The organism is Gordonia aichiensis NBRC 108223 (assembly GCF_000332975.1).
Classification (GTDB): domain Bacteria; phylum Actinomycetota; class Actinomycetes; order Mycobacteriales; family Mycobacteriaceae; genus Gordonia; species Gordonia aichiensis.
Genome location: NZ_BANR01000006.1, coordinates 167,149 through 184,606, shown reverse-complemented (window position 1 = coordinate 184,606; position 17,458 = coordinate 167,149). Strand labels below are relative to the sequence as shown.

Genomic DNA, 17,458 nt, shown 5'->3' with positions numbered 1-17,458 from the left:
AATGCAGTTAGTCAGGACACTAATCAGTTAGCTGACTATTTGGTAGGCTTATGAAGTGTCCGAGAATCCTGCCCTGGTGGCCGCATCTCTCCGCCCTGTGTTGGCCGCGCTGAACCGCCGTCTGCGTGCACAGGGTGCGATCGGCGATCTCACCCGATCACAGACCAACGTCCTGGGCCGACTCGAGCGTGAGGGGCCGACGACGGCCAACGCGCTCGCGCGTGCGGAGGGTGTCCGCCCGCAGTCGATGTCGACAACCGTTGCCGCACTGGTCGACCAGGGGCTAGTGATCGGCACACCGCACCCCGGCGATCGTCGGAAGACGCTGCTGGCTCTCTCGGACAAGGCACGCGAGATGTACGCGCGTGGACGACTTGCCCGCGAGGACTGGCTCGCCGACCGGATCGAGCACGTCCTCACCGAGGACGAGCGTGACCAGATCGTCACCGCGACAGAACTTCTCCGTCGAATTGCGGAATCCTGACCCTCATCTGACAAGGAGTCGACAATGGCCATGACTACTCTCGACCCGCACACCGCGCTGATCGTGATCGACATGCAGCGCGGGATCGCGCTACGCGACAATCTCGCTCCGCATCCGGCATCGGAGATCATCGACAGGGCGGGCCGACTCGTCGACAGATTCCGCACGTACGGTCGTCTTGTGGTGCTGGTGAACGTCGACGCAGTTCCGCCGGGACGAACCGATCGCAACGCTGGTGCCGTCCGGCCGCGGCTATCGGAGGAGTCGACCGAGTTCATCGACGAGTTCGCACCCGAACCCACAGATCTGGTGGTGACCAAGCACTCGCGGAGCGCATTCGCCGGTACCGGTCTCGCTGACGACCTGCGCTCACGAGGGATCACCCAGGTGGTCGTCGTCGGTATCGCCAGCGGTGCAGGTGTCGAATCGACCGCCCGCGACGCGCACGAGGCAGGGTTCAATGTGACATTGCCGACGGATGCCATGACGGATTCGATCGGTGAACGCCATGCGCACAGCGTGCGCGAGGTGTTTCCCGAGATCGCCGAGACTGGTTCGACCGCAGACCTTCTCGAACTCCTCGACGCTGCCGCGCAGTGAGCGCGGCGACAACCGGCGATGCGGGAGTGGAGCAGCGCAATCCCTTCGGCTGGCGGTTCACCGGGCCGCTGTTGATGGGGTCGACGCTCAACCCGATCAACAGTTCCATGATCGCGACCGCACTGGTGGGGATCGGTGTCGACTTCCATCGAGGTCCGGCGCAGACGACGATCCTCATCTCGGTGCTCTACCTCTGCAGCGCTGTGGCGCAGCCGACGATGGGCAAGCTCGCGGCCGTCTTCGGTCCGCGCCGGGTGTTCGTGTCCGGGTTGGTCGTTCTGCTCGTGGCCGGGATCGTCGGAGCTGCCGCGCCGGCCTTCTGGTGTCTTCTGCTCTCCCGTGCGCTGATCGGTATCGGCACCTCGGCCGCATATCCCACGGCGATGGCACTCGTGCGGTCGCGAGCCGACTCCTTCGGCACCGGCGTGCCGAGCCGGATACTCGGCGGCTTCTCGATCGCGGCACAGGTGATCGCCGTGATCGGTCTGCCTCTGGGAGGTGTACTGACCGGTGTCTTCGGTTGGCGCGCTGTGTTCTTCGTCAACATCCCCGTCGCACTGATCACCTTGGCGTGGGCGCTGCGCAGTATTCCCCGGGACGGGGCGGTCCATGTGGGTGGTGTCCGGGGCCTCGTCCGCGTCGTCGACGTCGTCGGGGTAGTGCTTTTCGCGGTGACCGTCGTTGTGGCACTCGAGTTCTTGGCGCGGCTGACAGAACCGCGGTGGTGGTTGCTCGTCATCGTCGCCGTATCGGGGCTGCTGCTGGTCCTCTGGGAATTACGTGCTGCACAACCGCTCATCGACGTACGGATGCTCGCGTCGAATACCCCGCTGGTCCGCACCTATCTGCGGCAGGCCCTGGCCGGTCTCGGTTCCTACACGGCGATGTACGGCATCAGTCAGTGGATGGAGCAGTCCGCGGGCTACACGGCCGCGCAGGTCGGCCTCATCCTCATTCCGTACTCCGCGCTCAGTGTTGTGTGTGCGCGGGTCAACTCGACGCACGGATGGGTGCGAATTCCGTTGATCCTCACAGGTTTCTGCTTTGTCGGCGCCGGTGTCACCGCGGTGGCGATCCATCATTCCTCTGGGCTGTGGATCCTGCTCACGATGACCTTCCTGTTCGGCGTGGCCAACGGATTGAGCGGCTACGCCAACCAGGCGACGCTCTACACGCAGAGCCCGTCGGAGTCGATCGGCGTGGCATCGGGTCTGTACAGAACGTTCATGTACTTCGGGGCGATCTTCTCGTCGAGCCTCATCGGTATCGCCTTCGGGGCCCGCGCCACCGACGGTGGACTGCACGTCGCGGGCTGGGCGGTCGTGGTCATCGGATCGGTGTTGATCGCCATGACGTTGGTGGATCGTCGGATTCCGAGAGCTGTGGCAGCCAACGGGTGACCGATCGGCGGGTGCCTGATCGGCTGATCTTCTACGCGCCGACCTCCTGAACCGTCACAGTTGGTCGAACGGTGCGCCGTGCCGCGGGAATGATGGCCAGGGCCGAGAACGCCACGGCCACAAGGAACGCGGTGGTGTATCCGGAGCTGGCGATGGCGGCCCCGAGCACCGACGAACCCACCGCCTGCCCGAGCACCAGCGCGATGAACAGGAGCGCGGTCCCGGCTGCTGCGTTCTCGGGGCTCAAAACAGTTGTCCATGAAATGAGGGCCGACGTTCCCGCGGTGAAGCCCCACCCGAACAGTACGCAGGCGATCACTGTGGCGACGGTGGACGAGGTGGCGAGCGTCAGCGCCAGAACCGTTGCCGCGAGAACGAGACAACTGATCGTCCACGCTGTCGTCGGCGCGCGGCGTGCCATGAGTCGCGACGTCGGAATCACTGCGGTCGCGCCGATTCCGAGTGCGATCCACGCGACGATCGTGCCCTGGGAACTCTGGCTTCCGGAGTCGACGAGGAGGCTGCGGCCATAGGTCCACACCGCGCTCGAGCCCGCACCCATGCCGATCGCGGACGCGATCGCACGACGATGCATCGCCAACCATGCCCGTGACAACCCCCGCGGACCGTCGTGTGCCGTCGCGGCGCGTGGCGCCACGGCGACCTTCGCGAGTACGAACATCACCGACACGATGGACACGGTAAAGATGCCGACAAGAGTCCATGCCGTGCGCCACGCCGGCAGCAAAGCCAGCGCCAGGGCGCCCGCTGCCACCAGGCCGGGGCCGGTTCCCGCGTTGATCACCGACTGTGCGGTGTCGACGCGCACCGGTCGGACGCCGCGTTGTGCGACGGTCACCATGGCGGGCGAGGCGAAACCCGCCCCGGCCGAACTGAGTACGGCGGATAGTCCGAAGAGCGCGACGTCGTGTGTCGAGGCCATCGTCCAGACCCCGGCGACCGCGGTTATCCCGGCGGCGGCGATCAGCAGGCCGGGCTGTCGTGACCACCAGAAACCAGCCGCCGCTGCCGTGCAATACACCAGCGATGATCCCGACGAGATGTATCCGGCCGTGGCGGGATCGAGGCCGAGTTCGTGCTGGATGTCGGGGAGGAACAAGCCGTAGGCCAGACGCACGAGGCCGTACGTCGCGGCGATCGTGCATGTCCCTACGACGACAACAGCGAGCTCACGGAGCTCACTAAACGAAAACGTACGTTTCATATTTGCAGAGTCTAGAGTGATGTCCATGCCGGTGCGCAAGAGTTCCGAGCGCAAATTGCTCGACGCGGTCGACGAGTTGACGTCGACGCAGAACATCGCCAGCACCCCCGTCGACGTGATCCTCGCTACGGCCGGTGTCTCGCCCGCGACGCTGTATCGCGGATTCCGTAGCAAGGAGAACCTCATCGCAGCTGCCCTCGAGCGCAGACATCAGCGATGGGTGGAGGTCTGGGACAAGGCGATTGACGCCGCCGGTTCCGATGGCACACGGCGACTGCTCGCCGTGTTCGATGCCCTCGACACCTTCCGCGCACAGCCAGACGGTGCACGCTGGTGCGCGTTCCTCGGGGCTGCGGCCGACTACTCCGACCCCGAGCCCGAGATCGACGCCGCGATCCGACGCGACACCGACCATCTCACGCGCACGCTCGCGGGGCTGGCGGTCGAGTTGCCATGCGCAGATCCCGATGATCTCGCCGAGGGATTGCTCCTGATTGTGACCGGAGAGCTCGCCATGAGGCTGCGCGAGACGGATCCACGCGCGTCGTCGGCGACGGCGCGTCACGTCGCCGAAGTGTTCGTCGCGGCCTCGATGGCGTCAGCGCGGGCGGAATGAGCGAACAAATCTGAACGGCAGCACCCATCATCGAACGTATGTTCTATGATGGACGGGTGGGTTGGAACCAGGGCCCGCCGACCTGGCGGGAGATGGAGCGAGTGCTGTCGGGGCGCTCGCCGAGAGGTGGCCGGCCGGGGGAGTTCTTCGGTCCCGAGCAACCCGGCGACGGCAGCGACAGCCCTGCCTGGTCACGCAAGCGGGGCGCTTACACCGCTCCGGAGGTGGCGCGCGAGCGCTCGTCGGTGCGCTACGCCGAACTGCACGCGCACAGCGCCTACAGCTTCCTCGACGGTGCGTCGATGCCGGAGGAGATGGTGGAAGAAGCGGCGCGGCTCGATCTGAGCGGATTGTCGATCACCGACCACGACGGCTTCTACGGTGTCGTCCGATTTGCCGAGGCAGCAAAGGAATTCGCGATGCCCACGGTGTTCGGTGCCGAACTCTCCCTGGAGCCCGACGTGACCCGGACCGGGGTGACCGACCCGGCGGGTGAACACCTGTTGGTCCTCGCCCGTGACGGCGAGGGGTATCGGAGATTGTCGCGGATCATCGCCGACGCCCACATGACCGGCGGTGAGAAAGGGCTGCTGCGCTACGACGTCGACCGACTCACCCGCGACGCGGGTCACTGGGTCGTGCTGACCGGCTGCCGCAAAGGCGGGGTTCGGCGCGCGCTCGATCGTGCGGGAGCCGGCGCCGCCGAAGTGGCACTCGGTGAATTGATCGAGAGGTTCGGCCGCGACGACGTGGTCGTCGAACTCACCGCGCAGGGGCTGCCCGACGACGACGAGCGCAACGCGGTACTCGCCGATCTCGCGCAACGTTTCGGGCTGCCGACCGTCGCGACGTCGGGCGCACACTTCGCATGCCCCCGTCGTCGACGTCTCGCGCTGGCCATGGCAGCGGTCCGCGCCCGCACCGACATCGAGACCATCGCGGGCTGGATGCCCGGGGTCGGCGGTGCGCATCTGCGCAGCGGCGACGAGATGACGCGACTGCTGCCCGCGCATCCCGAGGCCATCGCCAACGCCGCCGACCTGGCAGATGAGTGTGCGTTCTCGCTCGGGCTGATCGCCCCGCAGCTCCCACCGTTCGACGTACCGGCCGGCCACACTGAGTCGAGTTGGCTACGGCATCTCACGATGACCCGCGCGCGACGACGCTATGGGACACCGGCCGAACATCCGGCGGCGTACCGGCAGATCGACCACGAGCTGGCGATCATCGAGACACTCACGTTCCCGGGCTATTTCCTCGTGGTCGCCGACATCGTCGACTTCTGCAAACGCAACGACATCCTCTGCCAAGGTCGGGGGAGCGCCGCCAACTCCGCGGTGTGTTATGCGCTGGGTATCACCAACGTCGATCCGGTGGCCAACGAGTTGCTGTTCGAGAGATTCCTCTCGCCCGAGCGTGACGGCCCGCCCGACATCGACGTCGACATCGAATCCGACCGTCGCGAAGAGGCGATCCAGTACGTCTACCGGCGATACGGGCGCGAGTACAGCGCGCAGGTCGCCAACGTGATCACCTACCGGGGTCGATCGTCGGTGCGCGACATGGCGCGAGCACTCGGCTACGCGAGCGGTCAGCAAGATGCCTGGAGCAAGATGCCCGACACGGCACCAGACGACGTGCTCGACCTCGCAAGCGAGATCGCCAACATGCCAAGACATCTCGGAATTCACTCCGGCGGGATGGTCATCTGTGATCGTCCCATCGCCGACGTCTGTCCGACGGAGTGGGCTCGCATGGAGAACCGCAGCGTGTTGCAGTGGGACAAAGACGATTGCGCGGCGATCGGTCTGGTGAAATTCGACCTGTTGGGTCTCGGCATGCTGTCGGCGCTGCACTATGCGATTGATCTGGTGGCCGAACACAAGAACATCCACGTCGACCTCGCCAGGCTCGATCTCACCGAAGATGCCGTATACGAGATGCTGTGTCGCGCAGACTCCGTCGGGGTGTTCCAGGTGGAGTCGCGAGCTCAGATGGCCACTCTCCCGCGACTGAAACCGCGCTGCTTCTACGACCTCGTCGTCGAGGTCGCCCTGATCCGTCCGGGCCCCATCCAGGGTGGATCGGTGCACCCGTTCATCCGACGACGTAACGGCCAGGAGGAACCGACCGTCGAACACCCGTCGATGTGGCCGGCGCTCAAGCGCACCCTGGGCGTGCCGCTGTTCCAGGAGCAACTCATGCAACTGGCGGTCGACGTCGCCGGATTCGACGCCGCAGAGGCAGACCAACTCCGTCGTGCGATGGGGTCCAAGCGCTCGCCCGAACGCATGCAGCGGCTTCGTCGACGTTTCTACGAAGGTATGCAGCGCACCCACGGCATCACCGGCGAGGTCGCCGACCGAATCTTCGAGAAAATGGCGGCGTTTGCCAACTTCGGCTTCCCCGAGAGTCATTCGCAGAGTTTTGCGTCGTTGGTCTTCTACTCGTCGTGGTTCAAGCTGCACCATCCGGCGGCCTTCTGCGCGGCACTGCTGCGTGCGCAACCCATGGGGTTCTACTCGCCGCAGTCGCTGGTTGCCGATGCGCGCCGACACGGCGTCGACGTGCATCGGCCGCACATCAACGCGTCACTGGCCGAGGCGACGTTGGAGAACGACGGACTCGATGTGCGTCTCGGGTTGGCGTCGGTGCGCGGGGTCGGGGACGAGGTCGCGGCGCGGATCGTCGAGTCACGACGGGTCGGCGGCCCGTATACGAGCATCACCGACCTGTCACGGCGAGCCGACCTCGCCCTCGCGCATCTCGAGGGTTTGGCAGGGGCGGGCGCGTTCGACTGTTTCGGGATGAGCAGACGGCAGGCGTTGTGGGAGGCGGGGGCCGCAGCCACCGCGAGCGTCGAGCATCTCGACGTGGAACCTTCGGCCCAGGTGCCGACGCTGCCGGGATTGTCGGATGTGGAGTTGGCTGCCACCGATGCCTGGGCGACGGGGATCACGCCGTCGAATTATCCGACGCAGTTCCTGCGCCCACGATTGACTGCGATAGGTGTCCTGCCCGCGGAGGCGCTATTGTCTGTGCCGGATGGGTCACGTGTCACCGTCGGTGGAGCTGTCACCCACCGGCAGCGTCCGGCGACGGCATCCGGCGTGACGTTCATCAACCTCGAGGACGAGACCGGAATGGTCAATGTGGTGTGTTCGGTCGGGCTGTGGTCGCGGTATCGCGAGTTGGCACAGTCCGCGTCGGCGTTGCTGGTCCGCGGCAGAGTGCAGAACGCGGAGGGCGCGGTGACCGTGGTTGCAGACCGATTGCAGCGCATGGATCTTCGAGTGGGCACCCGCTCGCGGGATTGGCACTGAGAACGCGGGATTGGCACTGAGAACTGCGCGAGAGGCATTCGCGCACAACAAGAGCGGGGAGAGGGACAGATGGCGCAACAGGTGATCGTCACGGCAAAGCCGAGTAGTCGCAAGGGGCCACTCGTCGAGACCGGGCCGGACGGTTCCATCACCATCTACGTGCGTGAACCCGCCACCGAGGGCAAGGCCAACAAGGCGGTCGCCGAACTGCTCGCCAAGCATCTCGGCGTGCCGAAGTCGAAGGTGGCACTCATCGGGGGAGCGACCGCGCGCACCAAGCGTTTTCGCGTCGGCTGAGCGTCGAGTGGGCGCAGTCCTGCGTTGAGCGGGTCCTGCCCGGCGTCGAGTGTGCACTGTCAGGGGTCGAGTGCGCCGCCGCATCCCGTCTCGTGTGCATCTCACCGTCGGGCTGGACCTCGGGCTCACACGGCGCCGTCGAATCCGTTCTGTCGCCACGCCTCATACACGACGATGCTCGCCGCATTCGCGAGATTGTGTGAGCGACGCCCGGCGAGCATCGGGATACGCAGCCGCTCGGTGATCTCGGGTTCGGCCAGTACATCGTCGGGAAGACCTGTGGGCTCCGGGCCGAACAGCAGCACGTCGCCGGGTCGGTAGTCGACGTCGGTGTGGTAGCGCGAGGCGTGGGCGGTGAACGCGAAAACGCGCTCGGGCTTCAACTCCGTGAACGCCGTCACCAGGTTGGGATGGACCGTCACGTTCGCCATCTCGTGATAGTCGAGACCTGCGCGCTTCACCTGGGCGTCGGACATCGAGAACCCGAGCGGCTCGATCAGATGAAGTTCGCTGCCGGTGTTGGCGGCCAACCGGATCGCGTTGCCGGTGTTGGGCGGGATACACGGCTGATAGAACATGATCCGGAACATGGGGTTCATTGTGCAGCGGGGCGTGGACTGCACAGTCGACGGGTAGCAGCGCACAGTCGACGGGTAGCAGCGCACAGTCGACGGGATTCGGCGCCCGGTCGACCCCCGGCGCGGAAATCACAAGTCGTCGAGTCGGGTGTTCGCTCCGCACAGCAGCACGCAGAGCGTCGAATCCGGGGTGGGCGTCACGTGGCCCTCGACCACCGCTGCCACCGCGGTCGCCGTGCCGTGTTCGACGACAATCCGAAACCGATCCCACAGCATTCGACGTGCGGTGATGATCTCGTTGTCGGAGACGACGACGCTGTCGACTGCCGCGCCCGCGATGGTAGACCAGCAGATGTCGCCGATCCTGGTGGCGCCCAACGAGTCTGCGGCGATGCTGTCGAGTTCCACGGACACTGGTGCGCGGGCCTGCACGGCCTGATGCAGACTCGACGCCCCGGTGGGCTCTGCGCCCACGAGACGGTCGCCGCGCCGCTGTGCCGCTGCGAGACCTCCGAGCAGTCCGCCACCTCCCACACACGCGACGATGGTCTGCGGTCCGGGGATGTCGGCGGCCAACTCGAGCGCGATGGTTCCGGCACCCGCGACGACATCGGGAAGGTCGTACGCGTGCAACAGCAGAGCCCCGGTCTCCACTGCCAGAACACTCGCGGTCTCGGCGGCGTCCTGATAACGCGAGCCGACGAGACGCACGTCGGCCCCCAGCGCCTGCAGCGCCGCCACTTTCACCGGTGGGGCGTTCTCGGGTACGACGACCGTGCACCGCGTGCCGACGATCCGCGCCGCGTGCGCTGCACCGATCGCGGCGTTCCCACCGGAGGCCACCACCACGCCGCTGTCCGACAAAGCACCCGCATCGCGGGCCGAGACCACGGCGTTCGCGCTTCCGCGGGCCTTGAACGAGCCGCCGAGTTGGAGGTACTCGAGTTTGAAGACCACCGGCACAGGCCCACCGACCGTCTCGATCTCCGCGCGCAGGACAGGGGTGCGTCGAACGTGCGCAGCGATACGCCCGTGTGCTCGCCTGACATCAGCGATGCTGACCGGTCGGGCGGCGTCGTGGGGCATGGCAGCACGGTACTCGGATCGGATGCGCAGAACCGCCCGGCCTCGACACCTGGCGCCACGTATCGCGCGGGATGGAACAATGGACGAGTGAGCGCGATACGACTCGACGGAAAGCTGACCCGCGACGAGATCTTCGCCGATCTCCGTGAACGCGTCGACAAACTTCGGATGGCAGGCGTGATGCCAGGCCTGGGCACGATCCTCGTCGGTGACGACCCCGGTTCGCAGTCATATGTCAAGGGCAAGCATTCCGACTGCGCCAAGATCGGCATCGCGTCGATCCGCAAAGATCTCCCCGCCGATGCGACCACCGCCGATCTCAATGCGGCGATCGACGAACTCAACGCCGACCCCGGCTGCACCGGCTACATCGTTCAACTCCCGCTGCCCCGACACCTCGACGAGAACGCAGCGCTCGAACGGATCGATCCCGCCAAGGACGCCGACGGTCTGCATCCGATCAACCTCGGACGACTCGTGCTCGGCAAGGAGTCGACGCTGCCGTGTACCCCGCGCGGTGTGATCCACCTGTTGCGTCGGTACGACATCCCGATCGACGGCGCTCGCGTCACTGTCGTCGGACGCGGGGTGACGATCGGTCGCCCGATCGGTCTGCTGCTCACGCGCCGCAGCGAGAACGCGACTGTCACGCTGTGCCACACCGGGACACGCGACCTCGCCGCCGAAGTCAGACGTGCCGACATCGTCGTCGCGGCAGCAGGGGTCGGGCATCTGGTGACCGCCGACATGGTCAAGCCGGGTGCCGCGGTCATCGATGTGGGTGTCAGTCGCACCGCCGACGGCCTCGTGGGTGACGTTGCTCCCGACGTGTGGGACGTCGCCGGATACGTCTCGCCGAACCCAGGCGGAGTCGGCCCGCTGACCCGGGCGTTCTTGCTCGTGAACGTCATCGAGCGGGCAGAGGCCGAGCTCGCCGCCCGGTCTGCGGCCGGAGCGTCGGTCCCCGGGGACGCCGGCCGGTGAACTCCGCGACGGATGCACGGGTGCGGCAGCTGCGCCATGCCCGTCGGGTCCGCGCCTACGTCGCGCAGATCCCTTACCTGCTGGTGATGGTCGGGGTGATCGCCGGAGCTGCGCTCGTGCTGTTCGACCGATGGCGGCGTGGTTCGTTCGTCTTTGGAACGGCTCTGCTCCTAGGCGCGCTCCTGCGCGCGGTGTTGCCAACATCACGCGTCGGATTACTGCAGGTCAGAGGAAGATTCTTCGACGTCGTATCCCTTGCCAGTGTGGGCGCAGTCATGTTATGGCTGGCCGCGTCAATAGATCCTTTGGGCACGGATTGATTACAATCTGGAGCATGCTTCGGTAAAGTGTCTCGCGACATGAGTTGATGCGGCAGCTGATGCCGCACGAACCAGAAACGGCGACCAACGGGCAGGCAACCAATCTCTTCGACGCTGGATAGACCGCACGAGCACTCCACCCACGACGAGACGACGTCGATGGGTGTTTCGTTGGGTCGGGGCATGATTCATTTCGTGCTACTCACCCGTGACGACTCCGGGCGCGAACTCGTGGAGTCGCGAGTGATCGACGTCGACACCAGCGACGGCCACGACACCCCTGGCAGGGTCAACGCAGGCATCGACCTCATGCTCGACGCCGCGCGTGACGCCGACCGACGCGTGGGGCCGATCGGTGTCGCGGCAGGCGGCGACCTCGAGCGTGACCTCGTAGGGTCGACGGGATCGGGCCCCCGTCGGCAGATCCACCTCGTCTCCGTCGAGCAGGCTGTGGCCGCCTACCTGATCGACGCCGGCGTGATCGGACGGTATCGATCGGTGGTCGTCGTCGACTGCGGTGACACCGGAATGACCCTCTACACCGTGGATCCCGCGAGCGGGGCCGTCAGCGACATCACCCGCTCGCGAGCACTGTCCGGTCGAGCCCTCGACGATGCGATCGTGCGCGTTGTCGGCGGCGAGTCGGGTGCGGCTCGCGGACCGCTGACAACCAAGATCAGCCGCAGTGCGCTGCGCAGTGCCGTTCGGACTGCGAAAGAGGAGCCGAGCGACGACGATTCCGTCGACGCTGCGGGCCGATTCCGGATCGATGACGCGACGCTCGCCACGGCGCTACGTCCGTTCCTCGCCGACGCGCGCGATGAGTTGAGTCGTTATCTCGCACAGCATCCGGCCTGCGCGGTCGTTCTCGTCGGTGGGCTCGCCAACCTGCCGACCATCGCCGACATGGTGCCAGACGAGGATGACGAGAACGGCCCGCTCGAGGTAGTTGTCCCGGCGAATCCCGAACAGGCTGCGGCCGTAGGCGCCGCGCTCCTGTCGTCCGAGCGGGCGAGTGCATCGAGTCGGCTGGCATTCATGGGAGGGGGTCGACGTCGGGGAGCGCTGTCGCCGATGCCGGTAGCCGTCGCTGCTGTCGTCATCGCCGCGGCAATGTTCACCGTGTACGCGGTGGGTTCCACGCTCACCAGCAACTCCACGCACATCCCGTCGCCGTCGAGCGCCCGCGTCGCGTCCCTGTCGACCGAATCCGACGAGACGGACCGGGTGCCCTCGCAAACCACGCAGTCTCAGGCGCAACACACCTCGACATCGGCGCAGGCTGCGCGCACGACCCGAGAGGATGACGGGCCGGGTTGGGCGACGATTCAGCTGCCTCCCACGACGCCGTCGCCGACCACGCTGACGTTGTCCGCGCGGCCGAGCACGCCGACGACGACGCCACCGCAGAGTGGGCAGACCAGCCGTCCTCGTCTCCCGCTGCCTCCTGGGATCACGATTCCGCCGAGTCTGCTGCCGCCGGAGTTCCTCGCTCCGTCGGGAACGCCGGGCACGCGTACCCCGACCCCCGAGCAGCCGGGACCGAGTGAGTCGAATGGCGGTGCGTCCCAGCCGAATGACCAGGGTGCGGCGTCGAGCCAACCGGCTGCGCCCACGACAACCACCACGACGACTGTCCCAGGCGGGCTGCTCCCGCCGCCCTGAGTCGCACTAGAATCACTCGCGACCTACGGTCGCCAGGCGTGTCATGACACGTGGGTGAGAGGCGCCTCGAAGCTCAGCGGCGTGCCAGGTCGACGGTGCGCTTGAGCAGGTCGCCGATGGCGTCGAATTCGGTGAGGAATCCGTCGTGGCCGGTATCGGATCGGACCACTTGCAGACCCCCGACGCAGTTGCCGAGCTCCTCGGCGAGTTCGACCTGTAACCGCAACGGGTAGAGACGATCCGAGTCGATACCACCGACGATGACCGGTACCTCACAGGCGTTGAGTGCGGCCTGTACGCCGCCCCGATTGCGGCCGACGTCGTGGTGGTTGAGCACCTCGCTCAGGACGACATAGCTACCGGGGTCGAAGCGCTCGACCAACTTGCCCGCCTGGTGGTCGAGGTAGCTCTGAACGGCATAGCGTCCGCCGGTGAGCGGATTCTCCTCGCCCTGAGGATGATTCGCGAAGCGCTCGTCGAGTTCCGGTTCGCTCCGATAAGTCAGATGCGCGATCCGACGCGCGATTCCCAATCCCGCGGTCGGCGAGTGACCGGTGTCGTGATAGTCGCCGCCATGCCATGCAGGATCGGACGTGATGGCCGCGATCTGCGTTGTCTGCGTACCGATCTGGTCTGCCGTCGCACGGGCGCCGACAGCGAGTACGAGCGCGCTCCTCACTCGCTCGGGATACTCGATGATCCACTCGAGAGCCCGGGCCCCGCCCATCGACCCGCCGACGACCGCACCGATGCTCTCGATGCCGAGATGGTCCATCAGCGCGACTTCTGCCCGGACCTGATCGAGCACGGTGATCTGCGGGAAACGTGAACCCCACGGCCGCCCCGACGGATCCAGCGATGCAGGCCCTGTAGAACCGCGGCATCCGCCCAGCACATTGGCGGAGATGACACACCATTCATCGGTGTCGACGGCAGCACCGGGACCGATCAGCCCGTCCCACCAGCCGGGGGAGGGGTGCTCCTCGTCGGCGGCGCCGGTGACGTGCGAATCGCCGGTCAGCGCGTGCAACGTGAGAATGACGTTGTCGCGCGTGGGCGACAACCGCCCCCACCGTTGAAACGCGAGGGTCACGTCGTCGAGTTGCGCACCGTTGTCGAGCGAGATCGACCCGAGACGGGCGCTGAGCATCTGGCCGTCCGGGGCATTCTCCCAGTCGGGCCGCTGCTCTGTTTCCGTCTGCGGGTCGATACTCACCGACACAGGTGTCCTCGCTCCTTGCTATGAGTTGCTACTTGGCTGCTTCGAAACCCCGGTCGAGATCGGCGAGGATGTCGTCGATTCCTTCGATGCCGACCGCGAGTCGGACGAGGCCGGGTGTGACACCCGCGGCCAGTTGCTCCTCAGGGGTCAACTGGCTGTGGGTGGTCGATGCCGGGTGGATCACCAGCGAGCGCACATCACCGATGTTGGCGACGTGGCTGTGCAGGGTGAGCGCCTCGACGAACCGCTTGCCCGCGTCGACACCGCCGGTGATCTCGAAACCGATGACAGCGCCCTGTCCCTTCGGTGCGAGCTCCTGGCCGCGCTTATACCAGGGCGACGACGACAGGCCTGCGTAGGAGACCGTTTCGACCTGCGAGTGATCGTTGAGGTACTCGGCAACCCGCTGGGCATTCGCGACGTGCCGCTCGACACGCAGGCTCAGCGTCTCGAGGCCCTGCGCGAGCAGAAACGCATTGAACGGTGAGATCGCGGCACCCGTGTCGCGGAGCAACTGCACGCGCGCCTTGAGCGCGTACGCAGGAGCGCCGAGGTCGGCGAACACCGCGCCGTGGTAGCTCGGATCGGGCGTCGTGAAGCCGGGGTAGAGGTCTGTGCCGTCGCGCTGGACACGCCAGTCGAAGGTGCCACCGTCGACGATGACGCCGCCGATCGCGGTTCCGTGTCCGCCGATGTACTTGGTGGCCGAGTGCACCACGATGTCGGCTCCGTGCGCGAGCGGGTTGAGCAGGTACGGGGTGGCGACGGTGTTGTCGACGATGAGCGGTACGCCGTTGCGATGGGCGACCTCCGAGATACCCGCGATGTCGAGGATCTCGTTGTTCGGGTTGGAGATCGACTCCCCGTAGAACGCACGGGTGTTCTCGCGCGTTGCCGCCTGCCACGAGTCGAGATCCTCCGGATCCTCGACGAATGTCACCTCGATACCGAGCTTGGGCAGCGTGTAGTGGAAGAGGTTGTACGTCCCGCCGTACAGGCGAGGACTCGACACGACGTGTCCGCCGTTCTCGACGATGTTCAGGATCGCGTAGGTCTCGGCAGCCTGGCCGGACGCGACGAGCAGTGCCGCCACGCCGCCCTCGAGCGCGGCCAGCCGCTGCTCGACGACATCCTGCGTCGGATTCATCAGGCGGGTGTAGATGTTGCCGGGTTCGGCCAGGCCGAACAGGTTGGCGGCGTGTGCGGTGTCGTTGAACGTGTACGACGTGGTCTGGTAGATCGGCAGCGCTCGAGCATTGGTGGCCGCATCGGCCGCCTGGCCGGCGTGGATCTGCTTGGTCTCGAAACTCCAGTTGTCGGCTGGGTTCTGGTCGACGTCGACGTCAGACATGAGAATAGGTATCACTTTCTACGGTCGGCAGGGCTCAACGACCCTGTTGGGGTCCGACCTTCGGACCCGCGCTTGCCGGGGACTGGCGCTCGCTGTCCCACAACCCGGTCATCACCCGGAGCACCCCACCGCGGTTGGAGGGTTGCCGATCAGCAAGCCGGGGCTGTGCGCTGATACTCATGACCTGGCGTCAAGGATATAACACGGCCGAAACCCTGTGAGAACCCTCCGGCGCAGCCTGGTTCTTGGGGTGGACAACCGGCTCGGAATGCGTGCTCGCGCGCTGATGCACCGAGGGTTCGGCCGCGCTCTCGTGTAGTCCGATCGGTTGAATTCGTCGTCGTACCGCCCGGCTCGGCCATTCGGTTGGCGATTTCGACAGCTGTCCGTGTCGTCGCACTTCTACGATTCGAGCAGTCGTAGGGACACCCGGCCGGTTTCCGACGCCGCGCAGCGGTCGGCAACGAGCCGGGCGGAGTGATGGAGACGGTGATGAGTACTCGTGCTGGTATCCGTCGATCGATCGCGGCGGCGAGCAGCCTGGGCATCGCGGCAATCGCAGCGGTGCTGCTTGCCATCGGGCAGACCTCCGGCGCCGGTGTGGCGCGGGCCGAGACCGAGACCGACTGCGGTGATGGGGCGCTCGTCCTCGTCGGGGGCACCTGGGACCCCGACGCTCATCTTCTCGACGGCGTGACGCGCCAGACTCAATACGCGGGCTACACGGTCAAGCGCGTCGAGTACCCCGCGTCGATCTGGCCGCTGGGTTCCTTCGGATTCGACAACAGTCAGGCGCAGGGCGTCGCAGCGACACTGTCGACCGTCCAGAGTTACCAGGCCTCATGCGAAGGCAAGCCCGTCGTGATCGCCGGATACTCGCAGGGCGCGGGGATCGCCGGCGATGTACTCACCGACATCGGTACCCACACGACACCCGGCTATGACATCTCCTCGGAGGGGGTGTCGGGTCTGCTGTATTCCGATCCGCGACAGGCCGGGAATCTGTACGGGCAAGGCATCGAACTCGTGATGATCGGAGTGATCCCCGGTCTGACCATGGCAGGCGGGCGCAGCGTCGACGACTTCGGTGGCGTTCCGGTGACCACCGTGTGCTTCAGCGGTGACCCCATCTGCGATCTGCCCGACCCGCTGCACGACCCGATCGGCGCGCTCGACGGCCTCGCCGGCTACTGGGTCAAGCACGGCTTGTATCCGCTGTACATGTACTTGCCGACGACGAACGGGGCGTCGTGGGATGCGTGGGGTGTCAAGCCCCTCGAGTGCGTGGGCGACGGGCAGGTCAACACCTGCATGCTGGTCGTTCCGTCATCGGCCTGGGTACTCACCCAGCAGTTCGTGGATGACCTCGGTCTCGACTGGACCGTGCCCGACCTCGTGAGCAAGCGGTGGAGGCTGCCGGACATCCTCGGCATCACGCTCGGCGATTTCCAGCCGCCGATCAGGTGGGCCATGGGGTGGTTGCCGCAGCTGCCCGAACTGGGGTACGGAGGAGTCCTGACCGACGTCGACACCTTCGGGGACATGGCACGCGGGTTGTTCACCTGGAATCCCGCGCTGTGGGGACAGGGTGTTGACGCGCTGACGGTCAGTGCCAGGAGCATCGCGCTGATGCCCGTGAACTTCGCCAAGTACTGGGCGTACACACTCGTCGGCCGGGACACCGCGGCGATCCCCGGCCCTGCCTTTCGGCCGTCGTTGGTCGCTTTCGAGGAGTGGCTCGCATCGTTGCGCTCACCAGCGCTTCACCAGAGCGGAACCGTCGCCGCGTTGTCGGCTTCGGATCAGCTGGTCGGCGCCGGGAACGGGCTCGGCGCGGCGCAGTCGGTCGACGGTGAGCCTCGACGCGTCTCCGATGGCGAGCAGTCGTCCGAGTCCCCCCACGCAGCCGGCATGACGGAGTCCGCCGACGGGCAGAAGGTCGGTGATGCGACGGAATCCGGTGGGGGCGGGAGCCGTGCAGATGCCGCCGGCGGTAGCGACGGAGGCACCAGCGACGGCACGAACAGTGCAGTGACGCAGGCCCCGTCGTCGGACGCGGCCACCGGCCAGGGTTCATCGGGGACGCCGTCTGTCGAGGGCCCCGGGGCCGGCGCGACGGAGCCAGATTCGTCGACTCAGGCGCCGACGACCGAGACGTCAGCACCGGAGTCGTCGGTCTCGGGGTCGTCGGTCTCAGGGTCATCGGAATCGGAGTCGCCGACATCGCAGACGGTCTCATCGGGTGCGCCGACGACCGAGCGAGTGAAGGCGGAACCGGCATCCAAGGAGACGCCCGCCGCGTGACGC

The 17,458-nt window shown here is 66.4% G+C and carries 15 protein-coding genes and 1 riboswitch; of the genes, 10 read left to right on the top strand and 5 right to left on the bottom strand.

Annotation, left to right across the window (positions count from 1 at the left end; genetic code table 11):
* The first annotated feature begins 55 nt into the window (after positions 1 to 55).
* The 3 genes from GOACH_RS09915 to GOACH_RS09905 are packed head-to-tail and all read left to right on the top strand — an operon-like array spanning position 56 to position 2,484.
* Positions 56 to 484, top strand: coding sequence for a MarR family winged helix-turn-helix transcriptional regulator (locus GOACH_RS09915; protein ID WP_005174085.1), 429 nt, complete (start codon positions 56 to 58; stop codon positions 482 to 484).
* A 24-nt stretch (positions 485 to 508) separates the two neighbouring features.
* On the top strand, positions 509 to 1,084 hold the full coding sequence (locus GOACH_RS09910; RefSeq protein ID WP_005174083.1) for a cysteine hydrolase family protein: 576 nt from the start codon (positions 509 to 511) through the stop codon (positions 1,082 to 1,084).
* Positions 1,081 to 2,484, top strand: a complete 1,404-nt coding sequence (locus GOACH_RS09905; RefSeq protein ID WP_157227646.1) for an MFS transporter — start codon at positions 1,081 to 1,083, stop codon at positions 2,482 to 2,484. The genes GOACH_RS09910 and GOACH_RS09905 overlap by 4 nt, the downstream gene beginning before the upstream one ends.
* Before the next feature lie 31 nt (positions 2,485 to 2,515).
* Here GOACH_RS09905 and GOACH_RS09900 read toward each other — a convergent pair whose 3' ends face one another.
* Positions 2,516 to 3,709 carry an MFS transporter gene (locus GOACH_RS09900; RefSeq protein ID WP_005174080.1) on the bottom strand — a complete coding sequence of 398 codons (1,194 nt, stop codon included), beginning with the start codon at positions 3,707 to 3,709 and terminating at the stop codon, positions 2,516 to 2,518.
* 25 nt (positions 3,710 to 3,734) lie between these two features.
* Between GOACH_RS09900 and GOACH_RS09895 the strand changes: the two genes are divergently transcribed.
* The 3 genes from GOACH_RS09895 (at position 3,735) to GOACH_RS09885 (ending at position 7,945) form a co-directional block, all read left to right on the top strand.
* A complete protein-coding gene (locus GOACH_RS09895) occupies positions 3,735 to 4,325 on the top strand; it encodes a TetR/AcrR family transcriptional regulator (RefSeq protein WP_005174079.1) in 591 nt (196 codons plus the stop codon).
* Positions 4,326 to 4,381: 56 nt separating this feature from the next.
* Positions 4,382 to 7,648 carry an error-prone DNA polymerase gene (locus GOACH_RS09890; RefSeq protein ID WP_040518310.1) on the top strand — a complete coding sequence of 1,089 codons (3,267 nt, stop codon included), beginning with the start codon at positions 4,382 to 4,384 and terminating at the stop codon, positions 7,646 to 7,648.
* A gap of 69 nt (positions 7,649 to 7,717) precedes the next feature.
* The gene (locus GOACH_RS09885) at positions 7,718 to 7,945 is read left to right on the top strand and encodes a DUF167 domain-containing protein (RefSeq protein WP_005174076.1); all 228 of its coding nucleotides are present in this window, start codon (positions 7,718 to 7,720) and stop codon (positions 7,943 to 7,945) included.
* 125 nt (positions 7,946 to 8,070) lie between these two features.
* Here the strand turns inward: GOACH_RS09885 and GOACH_RS09880 are convergent, their stop codons facing one another.
* Entirely contained in the window at positions 8,071 to 8,535 is a 465-nt protein-coding gene (locus tag GOACH_RS09880; protein WP_005174075.1) for a tRNA (cytidine(34)-2'-O)-methyltransferase, read from the bottom strand.
* 117 nt (positions 8,536 to 8,652) lie between these two features.
* Complete coding sequence (locus GOACH_RS09875) at positions 8,653 to 9,609, bottom strand: serine/threonine dehydratase (RefSeq protein ID WP_005174074.1); 957 nt, start codon at positions 9,607 to 9,609, stop codon at positions 8,653 to 8,655.
* An 87-nt stretch (positions 9,610 to 9,696) separates the two neighbouring features.
* Here GOACH_RS09875 and GOACH_RS09870 point away from each other — a divergent pair, with 87 nt between their 5' ends.
* The 3 genes from GOACH_RS09870 to GOACH_RS09860 all read left to right on the top strand — a co-directional run bounded on the left by GOACH_RS09870 (position 9,697) and on the right by GOACH_RS09860 (position 12,578).
* Positions 9,697 to 10,593 carry a bifunctional methylenetetrahydrofolate dehydrogenase/methenyltetrahydrofolate cyclohydrolase gene (locus GOACH_RS09870; RefSeq protein ID WP_005174072.1) on the top strand — a complete coding sequence of 299 codons (897 nt, stop codon included), beginning with the start codon at positions 9,697 to 9,699 and terminating at the stop codon, positions 10,591 to 10,593.
* Positions 10,590 to 10,913: a DUF3017 domain-containing protein gene (locus tag GOACH_RS09865; protein ID WP_005174069.1), complete on the top strand. Its 324-nt coding sequence runs from the start codon at positions 10,590 to 10,592 to the stop codon at positions 10,911 to 10,913. The genes GOACH_RS09870 and GOACH_RS09865 overlap by 4 nt, the downstream gene beginning before the upstream one ends.
* A gap of 183 nt (positions 10,914 to 11,096) precedes the next feature.
* Positions 11,097 to 12,578 carry an acetate and sugar kinases/Hsc70/actin family protein gene (locus GOACH_RS09860; protein WP_245551862.1) on the top strand — a complete coding sequence of 494 codons (1,482 nt, stop codon included), beginning with the start codon at positions 11,097 to 11,099 and terminating at the stop codon, positions 12,576 to 12,578.
* Positions 12,579 to 12,651: 73 nt separating this feature from the next.
* Here the strand turns inward: GOACH_RS09860 and metX are convergent, their stop codons facing one another.
* Positions 12,652 to 13,800 carry a homoserine O-acetyltransferase MetX gene (gene metX, locus GOACH_RS09855; protein WP_005174065.1) on the bottom strand — a complete coding sequence of 383 codons (1,149 nt, stop codon included), beginning with the start codon at positions 13,798 to 13,800 and terminating at the stop codon, positions 12,652 to 12,654.
* Between the two features lie 28 nt (positions 13,801 to 13,828).
* Complete coding sequence (locus GOACH_RS09850) at positions 13,829 to 15,151, bottom strand: bifunctional o-acetylhomoserine/o-acetylserine sulfhydrylase (RefSeq protein ID WP_005174063.1); 1,323 nt, start codon at positions 15,149 to 15,151, stop codon at positions 13,829 to 13,831.
* A gap of 63 nt (positions 15,152 to 15,214) precedes the next feature.
* A riboswitch (SAM riboswitch) is annotated at positions 15,215 to 15,336 on the bottom strand.
* Positions 15,337 to 15,643: 307 nt separating this feature from the next.
* Here GOACH_RS09850 and GOACH_RS09845 point away from each other — a divergent pair.
* Positions 15,644 to 17,455 (top strand): cutinase family protein, encoded by a 1,812-nt coding sequence (locus GOACH_RS09845; RefSeq protein WP_040518309.1) that lies wholly within the window; start codon positions 15,644 to 15,646, stop codon positions 17,453 to 17,455.
* Positions 17,456 to 17,458 lie beyond the last annotated feature (3 nt).